Raw genomic sequence first — 22,713 nt, 5'->3', positions numbered from 1 at the left:
CGACGCAGGACGTACGACCTGCGTTGAGGCACCCAGCGAGGGACTGCGACGGCTTGGGGAGCGGCCTCGAGCCGATGAGAACCCCTCACCACAGCCGGGGCTGGTGCACCCCAGGCACCCGGAAGTGCTCGGTGGTGAGCCGGTAGGCAGGCTTGGGCAACCCCGCCTTGCGGCAGGCGGCGCGAAAGAGCTGGCGGATCTGGTCGGCAAATACACCCTCGCCGGTCATGCGGTAGCCGAAGCGGGGGTCGTTGAGCTGGCCACCCCGCATAGCCCGGATGCGCCCGAGCACCTTCTCCTTGCGCTCGGGGTAGTGGCGGGAGAGCCAGTCGGTGAAGAGCTCCTTGAGCCCGTAGGGTAGATGCACGACGGTGTAGGCGGCCCACCTGGCGCCGGCCTGGGCCGCCTCGCGGATCAGCGCGGGGATCTCGTGGTCGTTGAGGCCGGGGATGATGGGCGCGGTCATCACCCCCACCTGCACCCCGGCGCTCGCCAGGGCCTCGATGGCCGCCAAGCGGCGCCTGGGCGCCGAGGTGCGCGGCTCCATCAGCCGCCGCAGTTCCTCGTCGAGGGTGGTGAGCGAGATGCCCACCGACACGCAGCGGTAGCGGGCCATCTCCACGAGCAGGTCGAGGTCGCGGGTGATGAGGTAGTTCTTGGTGACCATCCCCACGGGGTTACGGAACTCGAGAAAGACCTCGAGGCAGCGGCGGGTGAGCTCGAAGTGGCGCTCGGCCGGCTGGTAGATGTCGGTCACACCGCTGAACATCACCACCTGCGGCTGCCAGCGCGGGTGCGCGAGTTCCTTGCGCAGCAGCTCGGGCGCGTCGGTCTTGACCATGATCTTGCTCTCGAAGTCCAGGCCCAGGGAGAAGCCCAGGTATTCGTGTGTGGGCCGGGCATAGCAATACACGCAACCATGCTCGCACCCGCGGTAGGGGTTGATGCTGACCTTGGCCCCCACGTCGGGGGAGTCGTTGCGGGCGAGGATCGAGCGGGAATGGTCCTTGAAATACTGGGTTTGTGGCTTGATCGCCTCGGGCTCGAAGCAGTCGTCGTGCGGGTCGAGGGTGACCTGCAGCCGCTCGAAGCGGTTGGAGGGGTTGGAGGCTGCGCCACGCCCGACGATGCTGGGGTGAGGGTGGTCGGGGAAGCCCATGGAATAAATGGTAGCATATTGTGAGTCAAAATTTTGCTATTGGCGTAATGAGCCCTCCCAGGAACCTGGGCCAGCCTGAGCCGGGTGGTTTTCAAAGCGACGGGGTGGGTGCGCTGAGCGCGCTCAGGTAGGCCTCGGCCTGGGCCACGGCGGCCTCGAGCTGCGGCTTTCCCCCCGGATAGTACAGCGCCCGACTGGCCGAGTTGAGCAGCCCGGCTCCCCGCAGGGGTTGCCCACCCTGAGCCCCCAGGCCGGGCAGGAGGAAGGGGGAGCGGGGCATGGCCGAACGCAGTTCGTCCACCTGCTCGGGATAGGTCGCCCCCACTACCGCCCCCACCCGGCTCCACTCCCCCACCCGACAGCGCTCGGCCTGCGCGGCCACCCAGCCAGCCACCGCCTGGGAGAGCCTGCGCCCGTCGGCCAAGCGCAGGTCCTGGAGGAAGCCCGAACCGGGGTTGGAGGTCTTGACCAGCACGAACAGCGCGCCGCGGCTGCCCAAGGCGGCCTGGAGGAAGGGTTCCAGGGCGTCCTCGCCTAGGTAGGGGTTGACGGTGAGGGCGCTGCCGGGATAGGCCTCGAGGTAGGCCCTGGCGTAGGCCTCGGCGGTAGAACCGATATCTCCGCGCTTGGCATCGAAGATCACCGGCAGGGCCAATACCCGTGCTCCAGCCACCAACTCGTGCATCAGCGCGAAGCCCTCCGGCCCCAGCGCTTCGAAGAAGGCTGCTTGGAACTTGACCGCACACAGCCTGGCGGCCAAGGCTTCCATCAGCTCGAGGGTGTAACGGCGGATGTGCCGCAGGGGCGATTCGCGAACCCCCTCTACCCGGTGTAGCTCGGGGCGGGGGTCAACGCCCAAGACCAGCGGGGGGCGCTGCAAGACTTCTTCGACGAAATCAAAGACCACGCCCCCATACTAAGCACTCTCCGCTTGGTTTTCCCTCATCCGGGGCTCTTACGGGAAGCTTCGCGTCTTGGAGCGTGCCGACAAACGCTTCCCGTGGGGTACTTAATACACCGTCGCATAGATACCTGTACGACGCTGTACTTAATCGCTCCTCAGTTGCCTCAGTGCCTCGAACAAGGCGATGCCCACCGCCACCGAGACGTTGAGCGATCGCACCGGGCCGGGCATGGGGATGCTCACTCCGGGAAACTGGCGCAGGATTTCCTCGGGCAGGCCGCGGGTTTCGGGGCCAAAGAGCAAGTAGTCGCCGGGCTGGTACCCAACGTCGGTGTAGGGCTGCCGGGCTTTAGAGCTGAAGGCCCACACCCTCGCCCCCGCTTCCAACTGCTCGACGAAATTTGCCCAGGAGTCGTGCAGCACGTAATGCACGTGAGGCCAGTAGTCCAGGCCGGCCCGCTTGAGCCTGGGATCACTCGACCAGCGGAAGCCAAAGGGACGGATCAGGTGCAACTCAGCCCCTGCCGCAGCGCAGGTGCGAGCGATGTTGCCGGTGTTTTGCGGAATGTCGGGCTGGTAGAGCACCACGCGCAACATAGGCCCACTATAGCCGCCGGTCGATAGCCATCAGGCCACCTCTACGTCGATAATTACAGCTCTCCAAGCACCGACGGCCTTTTCCGGCTTCCTGTCCCTCCATAAGCACTTTTTACCCCAATCGAACCAGAAGCGCCCTATCCTCATGTTAGGATACCCGCAGGGAGTAACGTGCTAGGGGCTGAACTTTTGCTTTGCGTAATAGCTCTGGGATTTGGGTTATTGCTTCTGCGCGAAGCAAGGCGTCGGCCCGTCTGGCAGGGAGCGGCGTGGGGTTTGTTGCTGTGGGCTTTGGAGGAGCTAACCTGGTGGGTTCAGCGCAGCCAGGGCTTCGGTGCGGTAATCACCCCCGCCGACGTGTTTTTCTACGCAGGAGCGGCCAGTTGGATGACCACCCTCATCCGCCTCGAGGTGCGGGCCACCCCGCGCTGGGTCTTGTTGCTGGTGCCCGCCTTGCTGCTCTGCACGGTCGCTCTGCTGGCCCGCCCTTCGGCCCTGCTCTCCGCGGTAGTCTCGTCGCTGGATCTCCTGCTCATGATCTTCGCCCTGCCGGTGCTCGAGCCCGCCCTGCGAGGTCAGGCCTCGGTGGGGCGCTTACTGCTAGGTCTGGGGATCTTCATGCGGGTGAGCGTGCACAGTGCGTACTACTGGCTGGGGCAACCCGCGCTGGGCATGTTGGACTTCAGCATGTGGGGCAGCAGCTACGCCCTCATGGGCCTGGGGGCCTACCTCGAGGCACGTGATCTAGAGCGGCAGGCGAGATTCTGGCCCTACTTGCTGGGCATCGCCAGCACCCTGGGAGTTTATCTGCTGTTCATCCACACCGCCAGCCTGCTGTACCCGTCGATGCTGGTCGAGGCAGCGCTGTTGGCGGCTTACCCCCTGCTGGTGATCGTGCTGGCCTTTTCGGGCTTGCTCTACCGCAAGCGCCAGTGGGCCGAGGAGAGATTGGAGCGCTGGACCTCGCTATTGGAGCGGCTGGGTGAGCTGGAGGCCGGGGTACAGACCACCCAAAACCTCGGGGCAGCCGGGTTGATGCAGCGCGTGCTGGATGCCCTGCAGCCGGTATTCCCTCACCTGGTGGGCATCGAAATCCGCAACCGCGAATCCGTGCGGGTGGGAAAGGTCACACTTTACGCCAAGCATTTTCCCCTCTACGCCCATGAAGCCGAGGGGCGGCTGTACTTCGAACACACCCCCAGCCCCTCCGACGCCCACGACCTCGAGGTGCTGGGCCCCTTCGTGGCCGAGAAGCTGCGCTCGGCGCTGTCGCTGGAAGAGTGGCGCCACCGCGCCCTCACCGACCCCCTCACCGGCCTACTCAACCGCCGGGGGCTCGAGCGCCAGATTCCCCGCCTGATCGAGCTCTGCCACACCAGTCAGCGCCCTCTGAGCGTGGCCATGCTCGACCTCGACCACTTCAAGCGCATCAACGACACCTACGGCCACCCGGTGGGCGACCGGGTGCTGCAAACCCTGGCCGGGGTGCTGCGCCGCCACCTGCGCACCGAGGACCTGGCGGTGCGCTGGGGGGGCGAGGAGTTCGCCCTGTTCCTCTACGGGGCAGGGCTGGAGGAGGCCCGGCGGGTGCTCGAGCGCATCCGGGCCGAGCTGGGGGCGCTGGAGGTCGAGCCCATCTCCTGGAACATCACCCTCTCGGCGGGCCTCACCGGGGGTGGCATCCCCACCTCGGAGGGCTTGCTCGAGGCCTGGGTCCTCCAAGCCGACTGGACCCTGCTGCAGGCCAAGGAGGCTGGCCGTAACCGGGTGATGGTCACCGAAGCCCCGCGCAGCCAGGATCTCGAGCCGCGCAGGACGACTTTGCAGTAGACAGAGGCAATAGTAGACCAGAGGACAAATGCGCCTCAAGGGCGGTAGATATGCTGATTTTTGGAGGAAGCTATGCCCGTACGTACCTCGGAAGCTGTCTGGCAGGGCACCCTCAAGGAGGGTAAAGGCCACCTCAAGCTGCAAAGCGGGGTTTATGAAGGCCCCTACACCTACGCCTCGCGCTTCGAAAACGCGCCCGGCACCAACCCCGAGGAGCTGATCGGGGCCGCCCACGCGGGCTGCTTCGCCATGTTCCTCTCGGCCTTGCTGACCAACAACGGCTTCACCCCCGAGCGCCTGCACGCCAGCTCCAGCGTTCACCTGGGCGAAGGGCCCACCATCACCAAGATCGAGCTGCGGCTCGAAGCCAAAGTTCCCGGCCTCTCCGAGGAGAAATTCCAGGAGCTAGCCCAGGAGGCCAAGGCAAAGTGCCCCGTCTCGAAGGCGCTGGCCGCCGTACCCGAGATCACGCTCGAGGCCAGGCTCATCTAAGCGGAGCGAGGAGAAGGTTCAAAGGATAGCTACCGGCTTTCATCCACATTTACCCCCGTTGGAACCCCGCTGCGGCTGAGCTGAACCAGCGCCGTCCGCAAGGCTTCGATGGCCTTGAGGAACTCGGGGATCTCCACGTGCTCGTAGGGGGTGTGGTCGAGGGTAGAATCGCCGGGTCCGTAGGCGATCATGGGGGCCGACCAGTGGGGGGCCAGCACGTTCATGTCGCAGGTGCCGGTCTTGTACTTGAACACCGGGGTTCCCCCCACCTGGCGGATGCCCAGGCGCATGGCGCGGGTGAGGGGGGTGTCCTTGGGGCCTACGTAGGGCACCTCGCGCCCGGAGAACACCAGGTCGATGGTGGGGGGAGCATAGGCCAGCAGGTGCCGCACCGCGTCCTCGGGCTGCAGGCGGGGGGGTAGGCGCAGGTCGAAGAACATTTCGGCCACCTGCTCGAGCTCGGCCGGTTCGATGCGGAAGTCGCGCAGGGTGTACTGGATCTGGTGAAAGGCCCCCTGGCCCACGTTCATGGCCTCGACCCAGGCCTTGATGGAGGTGAAGTAGCTGATGAGCTCCTCGGCGGCGTTGGGTTCGTGGTGTGCGGAGTGGAAGTGATCCTTTTGGCGGCGAGCCTTGACCAACAAGCGGCCCTTGTAGCCCAGGGTGATGCCCTGCCAACCGGAAGGCTCCCCGATCACCACGTAATCGGGCTCGAGCTTGTCGGCCACGTAGCGGGCCCCCTTGGAGCTAGGGGCCTCCTCCTCGGTGGCTCCAACCAGGTGCACGGTGATCTGGCTTTTGAGTTCCTCCGGCAGCCCCGCCGCCGCCAGCACGAAGCTCACGAAGGGGCCCTTGGCGTCCACCGAACCCCGCCCGAAGAGCTTGTCCCCCTCCACCCGCACCGGGACCACCCCGGCCACGGTGTCGATGTGGCCCAGCAGCACAACCTGCAAAGGGCCGTGTCCCCAGGTCCCACGGGCGTTTTCGGCCTCATCCACCCAGGCTTTGAGGCCTAAGCGCTCCATGCCATGAACCAGGTATTGCGCCACCAGGCGCTCCGACCCCGAGGGCGAGGGGATCTCGAGCGCCCCCTTGAGAAACTCCAGCGCTTCCATAGGCCGCCTCACCCCACCTGCTCTGCCTTGGGGCTCCAGGCCAGCACCTCGCGCACCGCCTCCACGACCCGCGCAAGGTCGGCCTGCTCGATGACCAAGGGCGGCAAAAAGCGGATCACGTTAGGCCCGGCCTGCAAGGTGAGGACGCGGTGCTCGCGCTCGAGGCGCTGGATGTAGGGCGCGCTCTTCTCCTTGAGCTCCACGCCAATCATCAGACCCAGGCCGCGCACCTCGCGCACCTTAGGCGAGCCGATGGAACGCAGTTGCTCCATGAACCACGGGCCAAGCTCGGCGGCGCGTTCCCACAGGCGGGTGCGCTCGAGGTAGCCGATCGCCGCCACCCCCGCGGCCATCGCCAGCGGGTTGCCGCCGAAGGTAGTGCCATGACCGCCCTTGGGCATCTTGTCGGCCACCGCGTCGGTCATGACCATGCAACCAATGGGCACACCCCCGCCCAGGGCCTTGGCCATGGTGAGGATGTCGGGCACGACGCCGAAGTGCTCGAAGGCCCAGCGCTTGCCGGTACGGCCCATACCGGTCTGGATCTCGTCGAGGACCAGCAGGCAACCGCGCTCGGACGTAACCTGGCGGGCGGCCTGGAGGAACTCCGCCGTCGCCGGGCGCACCCCCCCCTCGCCTTGGACGGGCTCGAGGAAGACCGCCGCCGTGTGCTCGTCCACCGCAGCCTTCAGGGCCTCGACGTCGTTGTAGGGGATGAACACCACCTCGTGGCCGTAGGGACCGAAGGGCTCGCGGTACTTCGGCTCGTACGACAACGCCACCGCACCCAGGGTGCGACCCGAGAAGCCGCGCATGGCCGCAACGAATCTGCGCTTGCCCGTAGCCATCATGGCGAACTTGAGCGCTGCCTCGTTGGCCTCGGTGCCCGAGTTACAGGGGAACACCCGCCGCAAGGAGGGGGGCAGGATACCGGTGATGGCCGCGTAAAACTCGGCCCGCTTGTCGTTGGGCAGGGTCTGGGGCATCACCATCAGCGTAGCCGCCTGTCGCTGCACGGCCTCGACCACGTGGGGATTGGAGTGCCCCAGGTTGGCCACCCCGTAGCCACCCACGCAGTCGATGTACTCGTTGCCCTCGCTATCCCACACGCGAGCACCCTCACCCCGCACGATCACCACGTCGTGCTTGTTGTACACGCCGGAGTCGTGGGTCTTCTCCACCTCGAGCCAGTTCAGCGCCGTCTGCATGCTCCCTCCATTCTACGTTCGCCTCCCCAAACAAAAACCCGGCCCATGCGAAAGGGCCGGGAGCAGGGTTCAAAGCCTATAGGGCCTAACCCACCTCCCGTCGCACGGGTTTGCGCGAGGACACGAACATGCCGGGCTCAGGCTAAGACTTTCTACACCTCCTGTCAAGCACCGCTACGTGCTAAGGCCTCTTTTGCCGCTGGGAACTCAGCCAAAGCCGCGCCCTGCTTAGGATGGCAGAAAGGGTGTTCGTGTATTTACATAGCCATCGCCATCGCGCACTTTCATCAGGTTGAAAGGCCCATATCCATTGCATATAATCACAGCGCATCTTTCAATGCCAGGCGGGCTCGAGGGGTTGACTCACACCGCTTCAGCGCTCAAATGCTTCGTGTCCGTGCTGGTGCGGATGCTACAAGCCAAGGAGGAATCATGAACCGTCGTGAAATGCTGAAAAAAGCCGGTGTAGCTGTGGCGGCAAGCTCGGTGTTCGGGCCCGTCTACGCCCAAGCTGCTCCCACCATCCGCTGGCGTCTGGCCAGCAGCTTCCCCAAGAGCCTCGACACCATCTTCGGGGCGGCGGATATTTTGGCCGAGCGGGTCAGCCAGCTCACCGACGGCAAGTTCCAGATCCGCGCCTTTCCTGCCGGCGAGATCGTTCCGGGCCTGCAGGTGCTCGATGGAGTGCAGCAAGGCACTGTTGAGGTGGGCCACACTGCGATGTACTACTACGTGGGCAAGAGCCTGGCCATGGCTTTCGACGCTGCCCTGCCTTTCGGCCTCAACGCTCGCCAGCAGAACGCCTGGTGGTACTACGGTGGCGGCGTGGAGGCCATGCGGCAATTCCTGGTCGACTTCAACGTGATCAACTTCCCCGGCGGCAACACCGGAGCCCAGATGGGCGGCTGGTGGCGCAAGGAGGTCAACAGCCTGGCCGACCTCAAGGGCATCAAGATGCGCATCCCCGGCATCGGCGGCCAGGTCTGGAGCCGGCTGGGCGTGGTGCCCCAGGCCATCGCCGGCGGCGAGATCTACCCGGCGCTCGAGCGCGGCACCGTGGACTCCGCCGAGTGGGTGGGCCCCTACGATGACGAAAAACTCGGCTTCTACAAGGTGGCCAAGTTCTACTACTACCCCGGCTGGTGGGAACCCGGCCCCGGCCTGTCCTTCATCGTCAACCTCAACGAGTGGAAGAAGCTGCCCAAGGACTACCAGATGGCCTTCGAGACCGCGGCGGCCGAGGCCAACGTCCACATGCTGGCCAAGTACGACGCGCAGAACCCGCCCGCCCTGCAGCGCCTGCTCAAGAACGGGGTCAAGCTGCGCAAGTTCTCCAACGAGATCCTCAAGGCCGCCCAGAAGGCCGCCTTCGAGATCTACGAGGAGGAAGCCGCCAAGAACGCCTCGTTCAAGAAGATCTACACCCCCTGGAAGAAGTTCCGCGATGAGAGCTACCGCGAGATGGCGGTGCAGGAGCTGGGCTACGAGCAGTTTGCCTTCCCCGGCATTTGATCCTGTAGTGGCAAGAACCCCCGCCCAAAGGCGGGGGTTCTTGCGATGGGCGCTATTTGGCCAACCAATTCGTCACCAACCAAGGGTTGAACAGCACGATCAGCACCATGATGACCTGGATCACCACGAAGGGCACCGCGCCCCAGTAGATGTCGCTGGTCTTGAGGCTGGGAGGGGCCACGCTACGCAGGTAGAAGAGTGCGAAGCCGAAGGGCGGATGCATGAAGGAGGTCTGGAGGTTCACGCCCAGCATCACCCCGAACCAGTAGAGCCCCATCTTGTAGTCCTGCGGATAAAGGCCCTCCATGATGCCCGTCACCGCCGGCAGGATGAGGGGGATGATGATGAAGGCGATCTCGAAGAAGTCGAGGAAGAAGGCGATGAGGAAGACCAGCAGGTTGAGCACCAGCAAGAAGGCGATGGGGTTGTCGGGGAGGGCGGTCTCGAGCAGGTTCTCCACCCAGCGGTCACCGTCCACGCCCACGAAGACCAGGCTGAAGATGCGCGAGCCCACCAGGATAAAGGTCACGAAGGAGGTCAGCCGCGCAGTGGACTCCATGGCCTGCAGCAGCACCTTCAGGCTCAGCCGACGGCGGGCCAGGGCCAGCACCAGAGCCCCCACCGCGCCCATCGCCCCCCCCTCGGTGGGGGTAGCGATGCCCAGGAAGATGGTGCCCAGCACCAGGAAGATCAGCACCAAAGGCGGGATCATCACCGTGAGCACCCGCCAAGCCAGCTGGGCGCCCCGATGGGTGCGGGCCTCCTCGGGCAGGCCGGGCACGGCCTTGGGGTTAATCAGGGCCACCAAAACCACGTAGACCAGGTAGAGCCCGGTGAGGATGAAGCCAGGGACGAAGGCCCCCCGGTACATGTCGCCCACGCTCACGCCGAGCTGGTCGGCCATGATGATGAGCACCAGACTGGGCGGGATGATCTGGGCCAGGGTGCCCGAGGCCGCGATCACCCCGGAGGCGATGCGCGGGGAGTAGCCGTGGCGCAGCATCACCGGCAGTGAGATCAGGCCCATCGCGATGACCGAAGCCGCCACCACACCGGTGGTGGCGGCCAGCATCGCCCCCACCAGGATCACCGCAAAAGCCACGCCCCCCCGCAGCCGCCCGAAGAGCTGACCCACGGTGTCCAGCAGTTCCTCGGCCATGCCGGAGCGCTCGAGGATCAACCCCATGAAGGTGAAGAAAGGGATGGCCAGCAGGGTCTGGTTCTTGAGGGTGTCGAAGATGCGCAAAGGGATATTTTGCAGGAACACCGGCTGGATAAAGTCGTACTGCACCCCGATCCAGCCGAAGAGCAGCCCCACCGCGCCCAGGCTGAAGGCCACCGGGTAGCCCAGCAGGAGAAAGACCACCAGGCCCACAAACATCAGCGGGGCCATCACTTCGAAGCTCACTGCCCATCCTCCTTCTGATCGTTTTGCTCGACGATTGCCTTGACCTCCTGAACCTCGGCTTCTTCCTCGGTCATGTACTGTGGGATCTCCAGATGCCCCGTGAGCATGGCTATGCGCTTGATCAGCTCGGAGATGGCCTGCAAGAACAGCAGGGCGAAGGCGATGGGCAACACCAGCTTGATGGGCCAGTAGGGCAGCCCCCCAGCGTCTGGGGACATCTCGCGGATGCTGATGGAAGCGCGCACCCAGGGCAAGGTGGTGAGGAAGATAACCACGGTGGTAGGGATCAGGAAGAAGAGCGTGCCCAGCAGATCCACCCAGACCTTCAACCTAGGTGGGTACTTGCCGTAGAGTACGTCTACCCGCACGTGGCCGTTCTTCTGCAGGGTGTAGCTGGCGCCGAGCAAAAAGATCAGGCCATACATGAACCACTGCAACTCGAGCCAGGCGTTCGAGCTGATCTTGAGTCCGTAGCGCATCACCGCATTGCCCGCCGCCACCAGCGTAACCAGGAGAATCAGCCAGATCACGCCACGGTTGATCCAGGTGTTCAGGCTGTCTATGACGCGCGATAAGCCAAGAAGTGCCTTCACAACCGCCTCCTCATAACCTTGTGCATTTCGTCGCCCGCCATCCTATTTGGCACGCACAGCCACGTCAACCGCCCGAGCTGGATGATCGGCCCCATCATAGGCATCTTCTCCCACAGGTCTGCTGCACTCGGAATGGAATATCTACACGCGTCGCAAGCATAAACATACCTTAGCCTCAACGGGCAGTCCGGATTCGGCTCACGAGCCAGGTTCCCGCAACGAAGCAGGCCGCCGCCGACAAGAACAGCAGGGTATAGCCGAGGCCGGGCACCTGAGCATTGAAGCGCTCCAGCATCCCCCCCAGGGCACCGGCCACCACCTGGGGCAGCACGATGGAGATCTGCCACAGGCCCATGTCGGTGGCGTGGGAGTGGGGGTCGCGCAGCACGTCCGAGACCAAGGCCCAGTCTACCGCCACGTAGGCGCCATAGAACACCCCAAACACCACCGAAAGCACCAGCAAGAGGTCGTAGCGGGGGAACAGGAGGATCAGCAGCACCGCCCCAGCTAGGCCCGCTCCCGCGAAATAGATGACCCGTTTGCGCCCCTGCCGGTCGGAGGCCCCTCCCGCCGGAATGGCCGACACCGCAGCGCCCAACGCGATCAACAACCCCAGCAAAGCCACCGCCTGGAAGGGCTCAGCGGCCAGCACCCGGCCAAAGGCCTGGAAGCTACGCACGACGTCCTCGAGGTAGAACTGCAGGTAGCTCTGCATGGCAAACACCGCCAACATCACCAAAAAACGCGTTCCCCAGACCCAGCGGAAGTCGGGGTTGCGCCAAGGGGATAGCAGGCTCGGAGCGAGGCCGCGCAGGCTGGGCTTGAGTCCCGGCACCTCGCCGACGCTGCGGATCACCAAGGCCGCTGCCGCCAGGTTCACCAGGGCGATGACGAGCAATTGGAGTTGCAGGTTGGGCAGCAGGAAACCCACCCCCCCAGCCAGCAGTTGGGCCGATACCTGCAGGGTACCCATCCATCCCGAAGCCACCCCGCGCCTCGAGCGGGCTACAAGGTCTGGGATCAGGGCCGAGTAGGGGCCGGTGGAGAGGTCGTCGGAGAGCTGGAGCAGTATGTAGGCCAGCAGCAGGTGGGTGTAGTTAGGTGCGAAGGCCATCCAGAGCAGGGCCACTGCCGTCAGCACCGCCCCGATACCCAAAAAAGGCATCCGCCGACCCACCCGATCCGACAGATAGCCAAACAGCGGCGGCCCCATCAGCGCCAGTGCGATGGTGATGGCATAGATGAGCCCCAGCCGGGCCGCTCGCTCGGTCTCGGGAACCAGGCGATCTACCAGGGCCGGGAGCAATACCAGGGGAATCAGGAACCACTTGAAGCTGGTGGCGAACCAATAGGAGGAAAGGATCGCGAACCAGGGGGTCGTATTGGCTGACATTTGAGGTTCAGTATACGAAGCCCAGGACACCGCCTTCCCTCAAGTTGACACTCCCTAGGCCCTGTGCTACCCTATTGGACGCATTTGGGCGCGTAGCTCAGTTGGATAGAGCGACTGACTACGGATCAGTAGGTCGTGGGTTCGAATCCTGCCGCGCCCGCCAGAGAAAAACCCCTCAGGAACGAGCTTTCGGGCTCTGAGCTGAGGGGTTGTTTTTGATGCGACCGTCCTATGATGGGCGCGGCCGGCGCCCTCACCGGCACCGACCTAGGGCTCGAGGGCAAGTGCCCCAGCGGCTGGGCCTTGAAGCGCGACCCCTTCCTGCTCGAGACCAGCGTCCCCGGCAGCGAAGATGCCGGGGACGTAGGCGAGGCTGCGATCAGCAAACCGGGGTCTTGCGTGAGATGTACGACCCTACTCGACCGTCACGCTCTTAGCCAGGTTGCGCGGCTGGTCCACGTCTCGCCCCAGCAGCACCGCGGTCTCGTAGGCCAGCAGTTGCAGGGGAACCACCGAGACCATGGGGGCCAGCAGGTGATGGGTGCGGGGCACGTAGATCACGTCCTGAGCGAAACGACGGACCTCGAGGTCGCCCTCGGTGGCCACCGCGATCACCCGCCCGCCCCGCGCCCGCACCTCCTGGATGTTGGAGAGGGTCTTCTCGTAGATGGGACTCTCGGTGGTGAGCACCACCACCGGCAAGTGCTCGTCGATGAGGGCAATGGGGCCGTGCTTCATCTCGCCAGCCGGGTAGGCCTCGGCGTGGATGTAGCTGATCTCCTTGAGCTTCAAGGCCCCCTCGTAGGCGGTAGGGGCCTGGATGTGGCGGCCCAGGAAAAGGTAGTCGGCGGCCTGATGGTACTTTTCGGCGATGTGCGCAATCTCCTGGCGTTTTTCTAAGGTTTGTTCCACCAACCGGGGCATCTTGCGCAGCTCGCCCAAAAAGGCCCTGGCCTCTGCCTCTGGGAGGACGCCCCGAGCCCGGCCCATCCACACCGCCAGCATGGCCATCGCGCCCAGCATGGCCATGTAGGCCTTGGTCGAGGCCACCCCGATCTCGGGCCCGGCGTGGATGTAGAGTGTGTCGTCGACCTCGCGGGTGATGCTGCTGCCCTTGGCGTTGATCACGCCCAGCGTTCCCGCCCCCTTGCGCTTGGCCTCGCGCAGGGCCTCGAGGGTATCGATGGTCTCCCCCGACTGGCTGATGGCGATGACCAGGGTCCTGTCGTCTACCACCGGATCACGGTAACGGTACTCACTGGCCACATCGATCTCGACCGGCACGCGGGCCAGGCTTTCGATGAGGTACTTGCCCACCCAGCCCGCGTAGTAGGCCGTACCACAGGCCACGAGGTGGATCCGGTCGAAGCGGGTGGGATCAAGGCGCAAATCCAGCTCGACGCCCGCACGCGCCTCGGACAGACGCCCGCCCAGGGTGTTCTCCAGCGCGCGCGGCTGCTCGTAGATTTCCTTGAGCATGTAGTGGGGGTAGCCGCCCTTCTCGGCAGCCTCGAGGCTCCAGTCCACCTCCACCACTTCCCGCCGCACCTCGTTTCCTTGCAGGTCGGTGACCCTGACGCCCTCCCGGCTCACCACCGCCATATCGCCGTCGTGCAAGAAGATCACCCGGCGGGTGTAGGGCAGCAGGGCGGGCACGTCGGAGGCTACGAAGTTTTCCCCTTCCCCCAGGCCGATCACCAGTGGGCTCACCGTGCGGGCCACCACGATCTCCTCGTGGTCCTGGTGGGCCACCACCAACGCATAGGCCCCGTAGGCCTCCGAGAGGGCCAGCCGCACTGCCTCCACCAGGTCGCCCCGGTACTTCTCCTCGATCAGATGGGCCAGCACCTCGGAGTCGGTTTCCGAGCTGAAGCGGTGACCCCGCGCCAGCAGGCCCTCCTTCAGCGGCAGGTAGTTCTCGATGATGCCGTTGTGGATCACCGCGATCTGGCCGTCCTCGGTGGTGTGGGGGTGGGCGTTGGGGTCGTTGGGCGCCCCGTGGGTGGCCCAGCGGGTATGCCCGATGCCGAAGTGCCCCGGCAGCTTCTCGTCTTTGAGCACATCGCCCAGCACCGAGAGCTTGCCCGCCTTCTTGATCACCTCGAGCCTACCCCCCACCTTGACCGCAACCCCCGCCGAGTCGTAGCCCCGGTACTCCAGGCGCTTCAAGCCCTCCATCAACACGTCGGTAGCGTTCCTAAAACCCACGTATCCCACGATTCCGCACATAGTTCAGTTCCTCACCGCGCAGCACCCCCGGTGCTGCCATGTCATAAGACCCCCTGTGGGAGCCGCCGATGGCCATATCAGGACCAGACGCCTTAAACCCGCGGGCGCTCTCGCAAGGGGCCCGATGGGTCACCCCAAAGGACCGCCCCGCCATCTCGAGCCCAAATCTGGCGCTCTGGACCCACTGTAGGGTTTTTCTCGCGCATTCTCGACCCTGCGCCCGGTTTGTCCACCCCTCACGGTGATGGCTTTGCCTGACGCTTGCTGGAGCTTGCTCCAGACGGGAGGGAGGGGTCGCTCCCTGGTGGCATCCGCGGAATCCTTCGCTCTTTACCGGCTGGGTTCGATGCCGGATATACCCCATTGCACCGCTGTTCGTGCATTCGGGCTCCACCGCCGCGTAAGGTAGAAAGAAGTTTGAACTCGGTCTATCGTAACCACCCCTCTACCCCCTGCGCTCCCCGTGGTTCTCTACCACCCCTCCTTTCTACAGAGCCGTCTGTGACTGAATTTCTCGGGGTCCGACCGTGCGTCATGCCCAGGTCATGCCCAGATGGCAGTATAGCTTAAGACTTTTTGGGCCTGGAGCGTGAAAAAACTTGACATTTATGGCCTTGCATCGGTATGATGCCGCCGGATGTGCAAGGTGAGAAGTAGCTTAGCCCAATGAGGGGTGAGGTTTGCCTGCACATCTGGGAAGCGGAAAGGGTTAGCCAGAGAGAGGAAACGCGGCAACTCGCCTCAGGCTCATTCCCACCCCGCGACCCACAGTTCCAACCCCCACGAGGGGTGAGGAGGCTTATGAGGAAGAAGCTAGTCATCATGTTGGCCGGTCTCCTGACCGTGCTCTCCATGGGCTTCGGCGCAGCTCAGTTCTCCGACGTTCCCGCCGGACACTGGGCTCAGGAAGCCGTGGAGGCCATCACGGCTCGGGGGATCATCGTTGGTTTCCCCGACGGCACCTTCCGGGGCAACGAGAACCTGACCCGCTATCAGGCCGCCCTGATCATCTACCGCCTCCTGCAGCAGCTCGAGGCTGAGAAGGGCAAAGGGCCCACCACCGAGGCCGTGACGGCCATGACCGAGGAGGAGAAGGCCGCGCTGCAAAACGCCGTTCAGGAGCTGGCCGCCGAGCTGGCCGCCTTGGGCGTGCGCGTGTCGGCCCTCGAGGACAACGCCGCCACCAAGGATGACATCGCCGCCCTGCAGGCCCAGATCGACGAGCTGAAGGGTGCCCAGGCCCCCACCGGGGAAGCGATGGACCAGCAGGCCCTGCAAGACCTGGCCGACCGGGTGGAGGCCGCCTCCGTAGCTGCCGATACCGCCCTGGCCCAGGCCCAGGAGCTGGGTGGGCGTCTTGACGCCGTCGAAGGCGACGTGGCCGCGCTCAAGAGCGAAGTCGAGGCCAACGCCGACAGCATCTCGTCCCTCAACGAGCTGGCGGTGCTGCTGAACCAGGACGTGCTCTCCCTGCAGGACCGCGTGACCGCGGTGGAGAAGGCCCTGGCCGATCTCCAGGGTCAGCCGGCCATCGACCTCAGCCAGTACGCCACCCTCGAGGACGTCGCCGCGCTGCAGGAGTTCGCCTCGGCCCTGCGCACCGACCTCGTCTCCCTCTCCGAGAAGGTGAGCGCGCTCGAGACCGCCGTGTCGGGCTTGGACAAGCGCGTGGCCGCACTGGAAGGGTACAAGTTCACCCTCACTGGTAACCTGACCGCCCGCTACGGCTACAGCTACACCACCGGGGCCAACTACGACATCGAGCGTCTGTACCCCAACGTCTGGGGTGACTACACCTGGGACGCCAATGACGATGGGCAAACCATCGACAACCCCGACTTCTTCAGCGGCGGCGATACCCGCGCCCGTGCTATCCTGACCTTCAGCGTCAAGCGGACTCCCGTAGGCACTGGCAGTGGCTTCAACCTCGACGAGGCTCGTGCCCAGCTGCGCTTTACCCAGGATGGGGCTGTTCGTCTGGAGGACAATGCCATTCAGGTGTTGCTGGTCAACTTGGCCGGTAACATCGACAGCCAGCCCTTCACCCTCCGCTACTCCCGCTTCAACGACTTCAAGTTCACCGACTACTTCATGTCCAACGCCGACCCCAACTACACCGGCGGTCTAGGGCGTGGAGCCAGGGTGACCTTTGAAGCCAACAAGTTTTTCCTGAGCCCCAAGCTCACCGTGGTGATGGGCAGCACTGCTAATAACAGCGGCACGGGCTTCGGTAGTGACCCCTCGGCGGTGAACGACTACTTCGGCCTGCGCTCGGTCTACAACCTGCTCGGTCTCAACGTGGGCCTGAACTACGCCGAGTACAACACCCGCAACACCGACGGCACCGGGCGTGCAGGCTTCGCGGTGGACTGGAACGGCAAAGCGTTGGGCTTCTTGAACCTGAAGGGTGAGTACGTCGCTACCAAGCCGACCAGTCTCCCCAACTGGGACTTCTCCAACGACCTCATCGTTGACCAGGCCTTCTACGTCCAGCCCAGCATCTCCTTGGGCCCCATCACCATCGAGGCGAACTACCGCGCCATTGACCCGAACTTCAATGCGAGCGGCTACAACGCCAACAACGCCGGTCTGTCGATCGACTTCCAGACCAGCCGCAACGACACGCGTCCTTACAGCAACAACGAGCGCGGCTACGGTGCGAAGCTTACCCTGGGTCTGGGCTTCATCACCGTCAGCGGTTTGTACGACCACGATGCGGACTTCTACGACAGCTCCAGCAGCGTTGTGAACAGCCTGGGTGGGGACATTACCGCCAACCTTTTCGCTGGCTTCAGCGCGATGGGCTACTTCTACAACGCTACCGACGCCAGTGGTACCCTGCTGCCTAGCAGCGACCGCTTCGACAGCAAGTACGGTCTCAAGCTCTCTCACGATGGCAAGGCCGATAACGCCTTCATTAAGGGCTTGAACCTGGGCGTCGAGTACAGGCAAATCGAAACGGCTGCTGCGGGTGACTACGACCGCGGCGACATCCTGGTCAACGCCGACCTCGACACCAAACTCGGTCCCATCGCCATCAAGCCCGGTTTCTACTTCGACGCGGCAAGCGGCAGCGCCAGCGGCTCTGCCCTGAAGTTCGGCGTACAGCTCACGACCGACCCCTTGAACCTGGGCTTCCTCAAGCCCAACCTGACGGGCGCCTACGTGCAGCGTACCTCCAACATCGGCTCCTCCCGTGGTGAAACCTACTACAACTTCGGGCTGGGCCTGACCGACTTCTTGGCTGCAGGTGCCAAGCTCAACGTCACCTACGCCTCCTATAGCGGCACGGGCCTCAGCAGCGCTTCCGCTACAGCCGGCGTGGAGAACCACCTCTTCGACTACACCACCAGCTACATCTACTCCGACGATACCACAGGCTCTACCATCAACTTCGAGCTGCGCGGCCTGTACGTCAACTACACCTACGGCGGCTTCGGGGTCTTCGCACACTGGGGCGACTTGGTGAACAGCACTGCTGGCACTCAGACCCCTAGCTACGGCTTCCGCATCTCCTACAGCTACTCCTTCTAAGCTCGGATGCGAGCCAAGTCCCCACCTTCGGGTGGGGATTTTTGTTGAGATCGTGTAGTGCTAGGGGGTGATTTTCTCAAACGTGTTCTTGGCAGATGAGCTATTTATTGAGGGTGCTCATGTAGTCATTGCCCCACAACTCCCTACCGACCATAAAGATCCCTTTGATCGCACCCTGGCAGCCCAAAGAAGCCAGGTCGAAGCAGCGCTTCTTCTCACCGACGATCCCAAAATAAGGGGCTTTGGGGTGCAGATCTTTTGGTGGGGTTGCATTCTGATGTAGACAGAATACACTGCTCCTCGGTAGAATTGAGAACCTATGTTCCGCTACCAGGGACCCGAAGCGAAAGGCGACCAGCCGAAGGCCATTAGGGGGCTGGTGGAGGCGCTGGAGGATGGTGAACGTTACGTCACCCTGCTGGGGGCGACGGGGACCGGCAAGACGGTGACGATGGCCCAGACCATCGCCGCCCTAAGCCGTCCGGCGCTGGTGCTCGCACCCAACAAGGTGCTGGCGGCCCAACTGGCCGCCGAGTTTCGCGAGCTCTTCCCCGAGAACGCGGTGGAGTACTTCATCAGCTACTACGACTACTACCAGCCCGAGGCCTACGTGCCGGGGCGCGACCTGTTCATCGAGAAGGACGCGGCGGTCAACCCCGAGATCGAGCGGCTGCGCCACTCGACGACCCACAGCCTGCTGACCCGGCGCGACGTGATCGTGGTGGCCTCGGTCTCGGCCATCTACGGCCTGGGCTCGCCCGAGGACTACCGGAACATGAGCTTCGTGATGCAGGTGGGCGAGCGCTGGCCGCGCGACGTGCTGATCGAGCGGCTGGTGGATTTGCAGTATGAACGCGGCGATTTGCAGCTCGAGGCCGGCAAGTTCCGGGCCAAGGGGGAGGTGCTCGAGGTCTGGCCGGCCTACGGCACCGAGCCCATCCGCGTCGAGCTCTTCGGCGAAGAGGTCGAGCGCATCAGCGTGATGCACCCGGTGAGCGGCGAGCGCATCCGGGACCTGCCCGGCGTGGTGTTGGTGGGGGCTACCCACTACGCCACCCCCGAGTGGCGGCTCAAGGAGGCCATCCCACAGATCCGGGCCGAGCTCGAGCAGCGCCTGGCCGAACTCGAGGAGCAGGGCCAGATCCTCTACGCCCAGCGGCTCAAGGAGCGCACCCTCTACGACCTGGAGATGCTCGAGGTCATGGGTACTTGCCCTGGCATCGAGAACTACAGCCGCTTCCTCAGCGGCAAGGCCCCCGGCGAGCCGCCTTATACCCTGCTGGACTACTTCCCCAAGGACTATATCGCCTTCCTCGACGAGTCGCACGTGACGGTACCGCAGCTTCGCGGCATGTACAACGGCGACTACATGCGCAAGAAGACGCTGGTGGACTACGGCTTCCGCCTGCCCTCGGCGCTGGATAACCGCCCGCTGCGCTTCCAAGAGTTTTTGGAGCGGGTGGGGCAACTGGTCTTCGTCTCGGCCACGCCAGGGCCCTTCGAGCTGGAGAACAGCGGGCGGGTGGTCGAGCAGATCATCCGGCCCACCGGCCTCTTAGACCCCAAGGTCACAGTGAAGCCCGCCCAGGGGCAGATCGAAGACCTCATGGGGGCCATAAAGGTGCGGGCCCAGCGCAAGGAACGGGTGCTGGTCACGGTGCTCACCGTGCGTATGGCCGAAGAGCTCACCGCCTACCTCACCGAGCACGGCATCCGGGCCCGCTACCTGCACCACGAGCTCGATGCCTTCGAGCGCCAGGCACTGCTGCGCGACCTGCGGCTGGGCCACTTCGACGTGCTGGTGGGCATCAACCTGCTGCGCGAGGGGTTGGACCTGCCCGAGGTGAGCCTGGTGGCCATCCTCGACGCCGACAAGACCGGCTTCCTGCGCAGCGAGCGCTCGCTGATCCAGACCATCGGGCGAGCCGCCCGCAACGCAGGGGGTGAGGTCTACCTCTATGCCGAAGCGGTGAGTGAGGCCATGCAGGCCGCCATCGACGAGACCAACCGCCGCCGCGCCCTGCAGGAGGCCTACAACGCCGAGCACGGCATCACCCCCCAGACCGTGCAGAAGACCGTGCGCAAGGTGATCCGGCCCGATGACTACGAGCAGGCCGCCGCCGAGGTGTTGCTGGAGGACCCCGAGGCGCTGGCCGAAACGCTGGGGCAGCTCGAGCTGGAGATGTGGAAGGCCTCGGAAGCGCTCGACTTCGAGCGGGCCATGGAGCTGCGCGACCAGATCCGCGCGCTGGAAGCCCGCATGAAGGGCCTGCCCGAGCCGACCACGGCGGGCAAGAACCGGCGCGGCAGAAGGCGGCGTTAAGCTCAACGCTGTAGGGGCGCTGCGGTGCACCCCTACTTGGTTGATAGGGTTCAGGCCAGCAGGATGGGCCGCTCGAGGTAGTAGCTCACGCGCTCGAGCAGGGCACCGGCCTTGGCGGCGGCGAGGCTGCCGCTGTAGGAGAGCAGGGCCTGACCTTCGCTGGGCTGGGAGAGGGCGAGCACCTCGGCGCCGGGGAACAGCACCAGCTCGTCGCCCTCGAGCGCCAAGATCACCAGGCCGTCGGCGGCTTCGCGGGCGGCGGCCAGGTTTTCCAGGGTGCCGCGCAGGGTGTGGGCGGGTGCCACGCGGTAGCCCTTGAGGCTGTCGCCCTCGAGCTCGCCCTTGAGGGCGAGCTGAGCGATGTCGAGGTCGGACAGGGCCTTGTCGGCAGCGCGGTAGAGCAAGACGGCGAGGTCCACCTCCTGCCGCCAGGCCTGGCTGAGGGTTTCGGCGGCTTCGCGGGCAGCGGCCAGGTTAATCAGCCGCTGGCGCAGCTGGACTCGAGCCACTGGCACAGGGACTGGGGCGGGCGCCACAACAGGCTCGGCTTCGGCCTCCGGGGTCACGGCCATGGCGGGCGCTGGGGGCTCGAAGCTCGGCAAGGGAGGTAGGTCGGGCATGGCCGCAGGAGCGGGCTCGGGGGCTGGCCCAGCTTCGGGCTCAGCCACGGGCGCGGCCATCTCCCAAGTGGGGGCAGGCATGGGTTCTGCCGGGGCAGCGCCAGCGGGCTCGCTGGGCAGGGGCCAGGAGGGGGCCGGGGGAATACTGGGCTCCGCTGGCTCCCAACTCAGCTCGGGCTCGGGGGCCGAGGGGGCTTCCCAGGCCTCGAGGGGTTTGGAAAAGCTGGGGGGCGGCGTCGGCTCGGGCTCGGGGGAGGCGGGGGCCGGGGAGAAGCTTTCCTGGGTGGTGGACAGGTCGAGGTCGAGCTCGAAGTCCAGCTCGTCGGCCACCTGAGGCTCGGGCACCAGCTCCCCCAGGCTGATCCCCTCGCGCTCGAGGGCGGCCTGGGCCTGGGCAAAGCTGGGAACCTCGGCAGGGGCCGGCATTGGGGGGCCGGGGTCGGGGGCGGGGGGAAGGGTGATTTCACCGGCCATCACCTTGGCCAGATAGGCCAGGATGTCGCGCTCGACGATGGTTCCATCGGGACCGCTGCCCGTGAGGCTGCGCCAGTTGATGCCGTTCTCTTCAGCCAGGCGACGGGCCAAAGGCGTGATCTGCGGATCGCTCATTTCCCGCTTATGATAACGCAACCCCGACAGGGGGCCAGTGAATGTTAGCCTGGGGCCGTGGAACGAGCTTTTGCCCAACTCCTGGCCGACTACTGCCTCGAGGCCCGGCCCGGCCAGAACGTGCTCATCGAGGCCCAGACCCCCGCCCTGCCCCTGTTGCAAGCCCTCAACCCGCTGTTGCTCGAGCGCGGCGCCTACCCGCTGATCCTGCTGGAATACCCCGGCCAGCAGCGCGATTTCCTGCTCAGGGGCGGGGAGTGGCTCGAGCGCATCCCCCCCACCCGCCGCGCCCTTATGGAACAGGCCGACGCCTCCTTGCGCATCCAGAGCCTGGAGAACCCGCTCGAGCTCTCCGACGTGCCCAGCGCGGTGCTTTCCCGCTGGCAGAAGGCCTGGCGCCCTCTGAGCGAGTTGCGGCTGAAGAAGCGCTGGAGCTTGACCCTCTATCCCACCCCCGGCTACGCCCAGCAGGCCGGGATGAGCAGCGTGAAATTTCGCGAGATGGTCGAGCAGGCCCTGTTCCTGCAACACCCCGACCCGGTGGCGGCCTGGCGCGAACTCTCGGCCTTTCAGGCGGCCTTAATCAAACGTTTAGAAAAGGTGAGCCAGATCCGCATCGAAGCCCCCGGCACCGAGCTGCACCTGTGGGTGGAGGGCCGCAGCTGGGTCAACTCCGACGGCAAGCGCAACATGCCCAGCGGTGAGGTCTTCACCGGGCCCTGGGAGGACTCCGCCGAGGGCGAGGTGCGCTTCAACCTGCCCGCCGTGGTCTCGGGCAAGCGGGTGGAGGGGGTCTATCTGCGCTTCGAGCGGGGCCGGGTGGTGGAAGCCCGCGCCGAGCAGGGCGAGGAGTACCTGCTGGGGATGCTCGAGGCTGACCCCGGCGCCCGCTTCCTGGGCGAGCTGGGCATCGGCACCAACTACGGCATCCAACAGCCCACCGGCATCGTGCTCTTCGATGAGAAGATCGGCGGGAGCGTCCACCTGGCGCTGGGCAACAGCTACCCCGAGACCGGCGGCACCAACCGCTCGGCGATCCACTGGGACCTGGTGCTCGACCTGCGCCAGGGCGGGCGCATCCTGGCGGATGGGGAGGTGTTGCAGGAGGACGGGAAGTTCGTGGGGGTTTGAGGGCAGGGGGCCTACGTCGAACGCCTTGACCCTGAACCCTCGGCTCTTGAGGGGCC

16 protein-coding genes and 1 tRNA gene are annotated in these 22,713 nt (G+C 65.0%); 7 read left to right on the top strand and 10 right to left on the bottom strand.

Annotated elements, in window-relative coordinates; all coding sequences use genetic code 11:
- Nucleotides 1-85 precede the first annotated feature (85 nt).
- The 3 genes from B047_RS0111390 to B047_RS0111380 all read right to left on the bottom strand — a co-directional run bounded on the left by B047_RS0111390 (nucleotide 86) and on the right by B047_RS0111380 (nucleotide 2,660).
- On the bottom strand, nucleotides 86-1,159 hold the full coding sequence (locus B047_RS0111390; protein WP_018467095.1) for a PA0069 family radical SAM protein: 1,074 nt from the start codon (nucleotides 1,157-1,159) through the stop codon (nucleotides 86-88).
- Nucleotides 1,160-1,250: 91 nt separating this feature from the next.
- The gene (pyrF, locus tag B047_RS0111385; RefSeq protein ID WP_018467094.1) at nucleotides 1,251-2,066 is read right to left on the bottom strand and encodes an orotidine-5'-phosphate decarboxylase; all 816 of its coding nucleotides are present in this window, start codon (nucleotides 2,064-2,066) and stop codon (nucleotides 1,251-1,253) included.
- A gap of 141 nt (nucleotides 2,067-2,207) precedes the next feature.
- On the bottom strand, nucleotides 2,208-2,660 hold the full coding sequence (locus B047_RS0111380; RefSeq protein WP_018467093.1) for a tRNA (cytidine(34)-2'-O)-methyltransferase: 453 nt from the start codon (nucleotides 2,658-2,660) through the stop codon (nucleotides 2,208-2,210).
- 276 nt (nucleotides 2,661-2,936) lie between these two features.
- Between B047_RS0111380 and B047_RS17265 the strand changes: the two genes are divergently transcribed.
- Together B047_RS17265 and B047_RS0111370 are read left to right on the top strand one after the other, a co-directional pair.
- Nucleotides 2,937-4,490, top strand: a complete 1,554-nt coding sequence (locus tag B047_RS17265; protein WP_018467092.1) for a GGDEF domain-containing protein — start codon at nucleotides 2,937-2,939, stop codon at nucleotides 4,488-4,490.
- A gap of 72 nt (nucleotides 4,491-4,562) precedes the next feature.
- A complete protein-coding gene (locus B047_RS0111370; protein ID WP_018467091.1) occupies nucleotides 4,563-4,982 on the top strand; it encodes an OsmC family protein in 420 nt (139 codons plus the stop codon).
- Between the two features lie 29 nt (nucleotides 4,983-5,011).
- On the opposite strand, the gene B047_RS16755 is transcribed toward B047_RS0111370, so the two are convergent.
- Together B047_RS16755 and lysJ are read right to left on the bottom strand one after the other, a co-directional pair.
- Nucleotides 5,012-6,097 carry a [LysW]-lysine hydrolase gene (locus B047_RS16755; RefSeq protein ID WP_018467090.1) on the bottom strand — a complete coding sequence of 362 codons (1,086 nt, stop codon included), beginning with the start codon at nucleotides 6,095-6,097 and terminating at the stop codon, nucleotides 5,012-5,014.
- Nucleotides 6,098-6,105: 8 nt separating this feature from the next.
- Nucleotides 6,106-7,305 (bottom strand): [LysW]-aminoadipate semialdehyde transaminase LysJ, encoded by a 1,200-nt coding sequence (gene lysJ / locus B047_RS0111360; protein ID WP_018467089.1) that lies wholly within the window; start codon nucleotides 7,303-7,305, stop codon nucleotides 6,106-6,108.
- Nucleotides 7,306-7,737: 432 nt separating this feature from the next.
- On the opposite strand from lysJ, the gene B047_RS0111350 reads away from it, so the two are divergent.
- Nucleotides 7,738-8,817 (top strand): TRAP transporter substrate-binding protein, encoded by a 1,080-nt coding sequence (locus tag B047_RS0111350; protein ID WP_026234832.1) that lies wholly within the window; start codon nucleotides 7,738-7,740, stop codon nucleotides 8,815-8,817.
- 52 nt (nucleotides 8,818-8,869) lie between these two features.
- Here the strand turns inward: B047_RS0111350 and B047_RS0111345 are convergent, their stop codons facing one another.
- From B047_RS0111345 to B047_RS0111330, 3 genes are all read right to left on the bottom strand, one after another.
- Nucleotides 8,870-10,225, bottom strand: coding sequence for a TRAP transporter large permease (locus B047_RS0111345; RefSeq protein WP_018467086.1), 1,356 nt, complete (start codon nucleotides 10,223-10,225; stop codon nucleotides 8,870-8,872).
- On the bottom strand, nucleotides 10,222-10,818 hold the full coding sequence (locus tag B047_RS0111340; RefSeq protein ID WP_018467085.1) for a TRAP transporter small permease subunit: 597 nt from the start codon (nucleotides 10,816-10,818) through the stop codon (nucleotides 10,222-10,224). The genes B047_RS0111345 and B047_RS0111340 overlap by 4 nt, the downstream gene beginning before the upstream one ends.
- Before the next feature lie 175 nt (nucleotides 10,819-10,993).
- Complete coding sequence (locus tag B047_RS0111330; RefSeq protein ID WP_018467083.1) at nucleotides 10,994-12,211, bottom strand: MFS transporter; 1,218 nt, start codon at nucleotides 12,209-12,211, stop codon at nucleotides 10,994-10,996.
- A gap of 86 nt (nucleotides 12,212-12,297) precedes the next feature.
- On the opposite strand from B047_RS0111330, the gene B047_RS0111325 reads away from it, so the two are divergent.
- Nucleotides 12,298-12,374: transfer RNA gene (locus tag B047_RS0111325), tRNA-Arg, on the top strand.
- A 251-nt stretch (nucleotides 12,375-12,625) separates the two neighbouring features.
- Here B047_RS0111325 and glmS read toward each other — a convergent pair.
- On the bottom strand, nucleotides 12,626-14,440 hold the full coding sequence (gene glmS, locus B047_RS0111320) for a glutamine--fructose-6-phosphate transaminase (isomerizing) (RefSeq protein ID WP_026234831.1): 1,815 nt from the start codon (nucleotides 14,438-14,440) through the stop codon (nucleotides 12,626-12,628).
- An 801-nt stretch (nucleotides 14,441-15,241) separates the two neighbouring features.
- Here glmS and B047_RS0111315 point away from each other — a divergent pair.
- On the top strand, nucleotides 15,242-17,974 hold the full coding sequence (locus tag B047_RS0111315) for an S-layer homology domain-containing protein (RefSeq protein ID WP_026234830.1): 2,733 nt from the start codon (nucleotides 15,242-15,244) through the stop codon (nucleotides 17,972-17,974).
- Nucleotides 17,975-18,293: 319 nt separating this feature from the next.
- A complete protein-coding gene (gene uvrB, locus B047_RS0111310; RefSeq protein WP_018467080.1) occupies nucleotides 18,294-20,297 on the top strand; it encodes an excinuclease ABC subunit UvrB in 2,004 nt (667 codons plus the stop codon).
- 50 nt (nucleotides 20,298-20,347) lie between these two features.
- Here uvrB and B047_RS0111305 read toward each other — a convergent pair whose 3' ends face one another.
- Nucleotides 20,348-21,526: an E3 binding domain-containing protein gene (locus B047_RS0111305; RefSeq protein ID WP_026234829.1), complete on the bottom strand. Its 1,179-nt coding sequence runs from the start codon at nucleotides 21,524-21,526 to the stop codon at nucleotides 20,348-20,350.
- A gap of 57 nt (nucleotides 21,527-21,583) precedes the next feature.
- On the opposite strand from B047_RS0111305, the gene B047_RS0111300 reads away from it, so the two are divergent.
- On the top strand, nucleotides 21,584-22,657 hold the full coding sequence (locus tag B047_RS0111300) for an aminopeptidase (RefSeq protein ID WP_018467079.1): 1,074 nt from the start codon (nucleotides 21,584-21,586) through the stop codon (nucleotides 22,655-22,657).
- The last annotated feature ends 56 nt before the right edge of the window (nucleotides 22,658-22,713 follow it).

Origin of the sequence: Calidithermus timidus DSM 17022, from assembly GCF_000373205.1 — a bacterium.
Classification (GTDB): Bacteria; Deinococcota; Deinococci; order Deinococcales; family Thermaceae; genus Calidithermus; species Calidithermus timidus.
This window is presented reverse-complemented; position numbering and strand designations above follow the sequence as displayed.